Below are 5,288 nucleotides of genomic sequence, written 5' to 3'. Positions count from 1 at the left end.
CATAAACAATGGGCTTGCGCTCCAGTTGGCCGAGAATGGCGGATTGGCAACGATGGCTTCAAAACGCTGATCAATGTGTTGCGGACGCTCCAAGGTATCTTCGTTCTTGATGTCGAAGCGCTTGTAGTGTACATCGTGCATGATCATGTTCATACGACAAAGGTTGTAGGTCGTAGGATTCATTTCTTGACCGTAAAATTCGCTTACGTCTTTGACCTCTTTGGCCACACGCAACAATAAGGAACCCGAGCCACAGGTGGGATCGTAAACGCTTTTTAGTTTGTCTTTGCCCACGGTTACCAGTTGCGCCAATACGCTACTGACTTGTTGTGGGGTGTAGAACTCGCCTGCTTTTTTTCCTGCACCACTGGCAAATTGCCCAATGAGGTATTCGTAAGCATCACCCAAAACATCGGAGTCGGTGTTTTCTAGGTCGAAATCTATTTCGTCTAGGTGTGTGAGGACTTTTACAATGAGTTCATTTTTGTCGTTTTCAGACTTTCCGAGTTTGTGAGAGGTCAAATCCAAATCAGAAAACAGGTTTCCGAAATCTTCTTCGCTCTCGTAACCCATGGTACTTTGCTCAATGTGAGTAAGTACTTTGGCTAGGTCACCTAGGATAAAGTTGTTTTTTCCGCCTGCGTTACCGCGACGAGCGAGTTCTGAAAAAAGCTCAGACGGCTCTAAAAAGAAACCGAGTTTGTCAATGGCAAGTTGCTTTAGTTCTTCAAGCAAAAGGGCTTCGTCTGGGTGGCCTTCGACTTGTGCAAAGGTCAATCCGTCGGGTTGTAAGATGGTATTGGCATACAAATCCATCTTGGTGCTTAGGTACTTGTAAAAAATGAATCCTAATATATAATCACGGAAATCATCGGCGTCCATTTTGCCACGTAGGGTGTTTGCGATGTTCCAGAGTTGTTGTTCTAATTTTTGTTTTTGTTCGGCTGCCATGAAAGGTTTGTAATCGGATTATTAGATTTTTTGTGCTGTTATTTTGGATCACATTAGTGCCAAATTTCTATTTCCTTATTATAAATATGTAGGAAATACACATTGCTAAGGTAGCTAAAAAATAAAAACAAGAAGTACGGGAAACCGTAAAGAAAATTTATTTTATTTTCTTTACGGTTCTTTTGGATGCTTTTAGTGCATTTGAAAAAAATTAAGCTATCAATAACCTTACCTAACTACTACTCCAATAACCGGTTAGAAATCGAATCATATAAAAAGATTAGGTATGCTTAGATAAAAGTCTTTTAAACCCAAAAAGCACTAAAAAAACGATGCCGTTTCTAGTGCTTTTTTACATTGTTCTTTTCAGAATCGTCGCCGATAGCATTTAATCCGTATGATCCACTTATATGTCGATTTGGCTATATTCAACGTGTTCAAGTCGTATCTATCTATTGTTAACGTAGGCGAGAGAATGGCTGGCTACTTTTGTTAAAGGGAAAAAAAGATAAAATTCTTTTTGCATCGTTCCCTAAAACTTCACCCATGGTACAAACCTACAAAATACATATTTAACAAGCAAATGATTACAAATATATTTTTATGATTCTTATACCAGCACGTCAAAGCAAAAACACAATTCAGCTCACCGTAGCGCTACAATCTTCTTTTTCTCCTTTTAACCGGATCTAATTTTTTCTTTTTATCTATATCGGAAATTGAATGATCTTCCTGTACATCTTCACTGACCTGAGTTTGGAACACATCTAAATCATTTTCAGAGATTACTCTTAAAGCACTTAGATCTAATATATCGTCTTTTATCATAGAATTGGAATTCCTAGTAGGAATCTGCGTAAGCTCTTTCTTTCGAATGCTATTTTGTAATTTAATTTTTGATTTAAGTATAGTCTTATCTCCAATAATTACAGACAAATTTCGAGCAGTATATTTTTTTCCAATTTGCTCTCCTGAATAGTTAATAACGGTATTATTTTTTCTAAAGCACACTCCTACTAATTGATTACTTCTGTCTGATTTAAAATTACTATTAATATTATTGGCAATTAGTAGTTTTTCCAGATCAATCAAAGTTAGTTGCTCATATTTTGCAAAAGCTTCATCTAGGACTTTCTTGATGTCCATTTTGTGACTTTGCTTGATTTCCTTATTCTTCAAAAAAATACTTTCTAAGTTTGTCATTGTTGGCTTTAAGTATAAGGAACTAGCTTTAATTCCTTTTTGACTTTGCAAAAAATTAGTCGTTAAATTATTGAATACTAATCCGTTAATTACTGGCTTCTTATCATCAACAAAGCCACCTACCTGCATCAATTGAAGATCTAAATAATTGTCATTCAAGTATACAATGAATTGAGCCATATTTTCGACTAACAGACTTTCAAGCGCATATTTAATATGAAAATTAAGTTTTTCGACCAAGCTGGGTGCATATGATAATTTTTGATTGACTACCGCATGAACCTTATGAGAACTTACTTTTATTAATTTATGTTTAATTTCAAGCTCTCTTGTGACTCTTTGACTTTGTCTATAATTATTAGCATTTACGATGCATTTTCCGTTTTCGTCAATTTTAGACGTTACAATATGAACATGTGGATGCACAGTATCATTGTGCTTATACACTATATAAGGATGGTCAGCACTAAAACCTATTCCGGATAAATAGTCCTTAACGATATCCTTCAAAATGGTGTCATCCAATACGCCATTATCTTCGGGAAGGAAATTCAATGAAACATGAAGAAACTTATCTTTTCTATTACTTTTAACATTATAGCCAAAACTAGCAATCAGACTCTCAGCATATTTAGCTTCTTTTTTATATAAATCTCCTCCAAAATCCAATTCAGTTGCTTCACCATTTAATACTTTATTTTTGTTGTATTGTAAAAAAGGAGCAATGCTTGAAAATTGCGATATGTTTGCGATCATGAGGTTATAATTTTTTCTACTTCACGCAATAATGAAAAAAAATACTCTTTTTCTCCTTCGGCAAATGGCTGGCCACTATTGAGTTTCTTACTTATCTGATTAATGTTATTACCAATTCGATTTAATTCGACCATCAATTTTGGATCTTTATTTGTATGGAGAATAAGCTTCTTACCACTCAAAGTTTTAAGTATAACTGTCTTCACTAATTTGCCATCAATCAATCCTTTCTCTTTTAAAATATTATATTCTCCTTCATTAAATGAAAGCATTATTCTATTTTTCACCTTTAAATGATCTTCTTTTTTAGGGGCTCCACCTTTATTTTTCATGATAATTATTTTTAAGTTGTTTTAAAACTCGAGTTTACGAGTGTTTTATTTTTTTTTTATTCTCAAGGTTATTTTCTCAAATAACACACCTTGCTATCTATTTACAGTACTATTTGATTCTCTAATAAAATGTTCTAGAAATGAAATTCATAAAGCCTAAATTCTTAGATAGATACGTTTATATGTTTTCATGTATTTATGTATTTATGTAATTATTTATTTAAGTAATTAATTAAGTAATTATTTATTTATTCATATCCTGATACCCTTATACCCTTATACCCTTATATCCTAATGTTTTAAAGTTTTGATATATCGAATACTTAAGTTTTTATGCTATTTTCTTATTTAGTTTGAATTCAGTGTTTAATTTTTTTTTTGATTAATTCTTAAAGAAAAATTAAATAAACCAAATGTTTTATTTTTTAAAAATGATGCAAATCTTATTGAAAGCAGAACATGCCGCATTATTTAAGTTATACTGCTCCTAATCGAATTATAATCGCTGTCTTAAAGAAAAGAACATAGAACTTTTAGTTTAAAGAGGAACATTATCATGGCTTTTACAAACGATATAAACTTGTTACTTAAAAGGCAGTTGATACAAAACATACTTTCAAAAACTTGCATTCCAGCTATCAGATAAAATTTCAGAATGTAGCGCCAAGCCTAACTCTCTTTTTTTTCCTTTAACCACAGTTAAATGATGGGGCAACTTGCTGAAAAGGTTAGTTCCTAGTACAAAATAGCTTCCTACTCCACCTACACTTCCTACTTTATTGATTTACAATATTTTAAAATGAAAAAAACATGATAAAAGTGTAGGTTTGAGTAGGAAGAGGTAGGAAACCCAAATTTAACTTCCTACTACTTCCTACTATTTCCTACTGTGTTTCCTACTACTTTTTACATACAACAACCTATTAATAAACAACTTAACAAGGTGTAGGTAGTGTAGGAAACTAAAACTTTATTAAATGGCTTATTGCTCACAAATTTGCCATTCGATGGCATTGATGATTTCATCTTGTATTTGTAATTTGGAAACGTCTATCTGATAACCGGAAGTGTTTCGAGCATCCTTACCTTTTTCATATTTAATGCTGCTAACTTCTTTTAAAAAACAAGGATCTTTTTTGATGTAATCTTGTAAGGCAAGTTTATTAGGAGCCGTTTCCCTGTATTGCTGCATCCACTGCCTTTGTATTTTATTGTAGCAAGAGGTAAACTGAAAAGAAAGTATGTTCCCGTCCAAACGAAGGTCTCTAAAAACAACTATTCGATCGTCTTTATTACCACGCATAGCAGCTAAAAAGCAGTCCCACCACTTCGTAATAATGCTACTAGAATTAAGTTTTCTATTTTGGTTTTCAGTACATTTTTCAAAATGACCGATCATTTGACTATAGTTAAAGGGAAAAGAGATAATATCTTTGAAAATCTCATAGATACAACCTAGCACAGCTAAATTGCTTACTACCCGAGTATGTTTAACATCGAACATTGGGATAAAGTTTTCTTTACATTGCCTGAATTTAGCTTGAAAAGTCTTTTCAACTAACGAACGATGAACCAATAATTGATCTGTAAAATGGGAAACTCCCTCTTTAGTGTAATCTTTTAAAATATCATAGTTTTTAGTCTCTTCAAGAGTAAAGGTTTTAGACTGAAACTCTAGCCACAGAAGCCTTGAGATTAATGCCTCGGATTCAGGGTATTCATTGCCTGTCAATAGCGTCGAAGACAAAATAGGAACAGTATCAGTACTTACCTTACTTTCAATTGTTCCAAATTCATAACCACGCCTGTCCCAAAACCCTTTGATGGTTCCATCCAGCTTTGTATCACCACGCTTGTACTCGGAAAGATGGCAGATGATATTTGTGAATTGAGCAAACTTTCTAATTTGTCCTTTCAGCGTAGAGGCTCCGCCCTCTAAATTTATAGCCGATTGAGGTACACTAAAGAAGCTTTGGCAACAGTCTGCCAACTGATCCTTTCCGCTTGATCCAGGGCCATATAGAAACAGGATTGGAAAATTACCAA

At 33.7% G+C, this 5,288-nt stretch carries 3 protein-coding genes and 1 pseudogene; all 4 read right to left on the bottom strand.

What is annotated here, in order from left to right:
• On the bottom strand, positions 1-951 hold a 951-nt coding region (locus tag P8M54_RS11860; protein ID WP_300288078.1), incomplete at its 3' end, for a type I restriction-modification system subunit M.
• Between the two features lie 657 nt (positions 952-1,608).
• Positions 1,609-2,910 carry a relaxase/mobilization nuclease domain-containing protein gene (locus P8M54_RS11855; RefSeq protein WP_300288077.1) on the bottom strand — a complete coding sequence of 434 codons (1,302 nt, stop codon included), beginning with the start codon at positions 2,908-2,910 and terminating at the stop codon, positions 1,609-1,611.
• Positions 2,907-3,242 carry a plasmid mobilization relaxosome protein MobC gene (gene mobC, locus P8M54_RS11850; protein ID WP_300288076.1) on the bottom strand — a complete coding sequence of 112 codons (336 nt, stop codon included), beginning with the start codon at positions 3,240-3,242 and terminating at the stop codon, positions 2,907-2,909. The genes P8M54_RS11855 and mobC overlap by 4 nt, the downstream gene beginning before the upstream one ends.
• Positions 3,243-4,224: 982 nt before the next feature.
• Positions 4,225-5,288: pseudogene (locus P8M54_RS11845) on the bottom strand (hypothetical protein); the annotation flags it as partial.

The organism is Flavobacterium sp. (assembly GCF_029242675.1).
GTDB lineage: Bacteria > Bacteroidota > Bacteroidia > Flavobacteriales > Flavobacteriaceae > Flavobacterium.
This window is presented reverse-complemented; position numbering and strand designations above follow the sequence as displayed.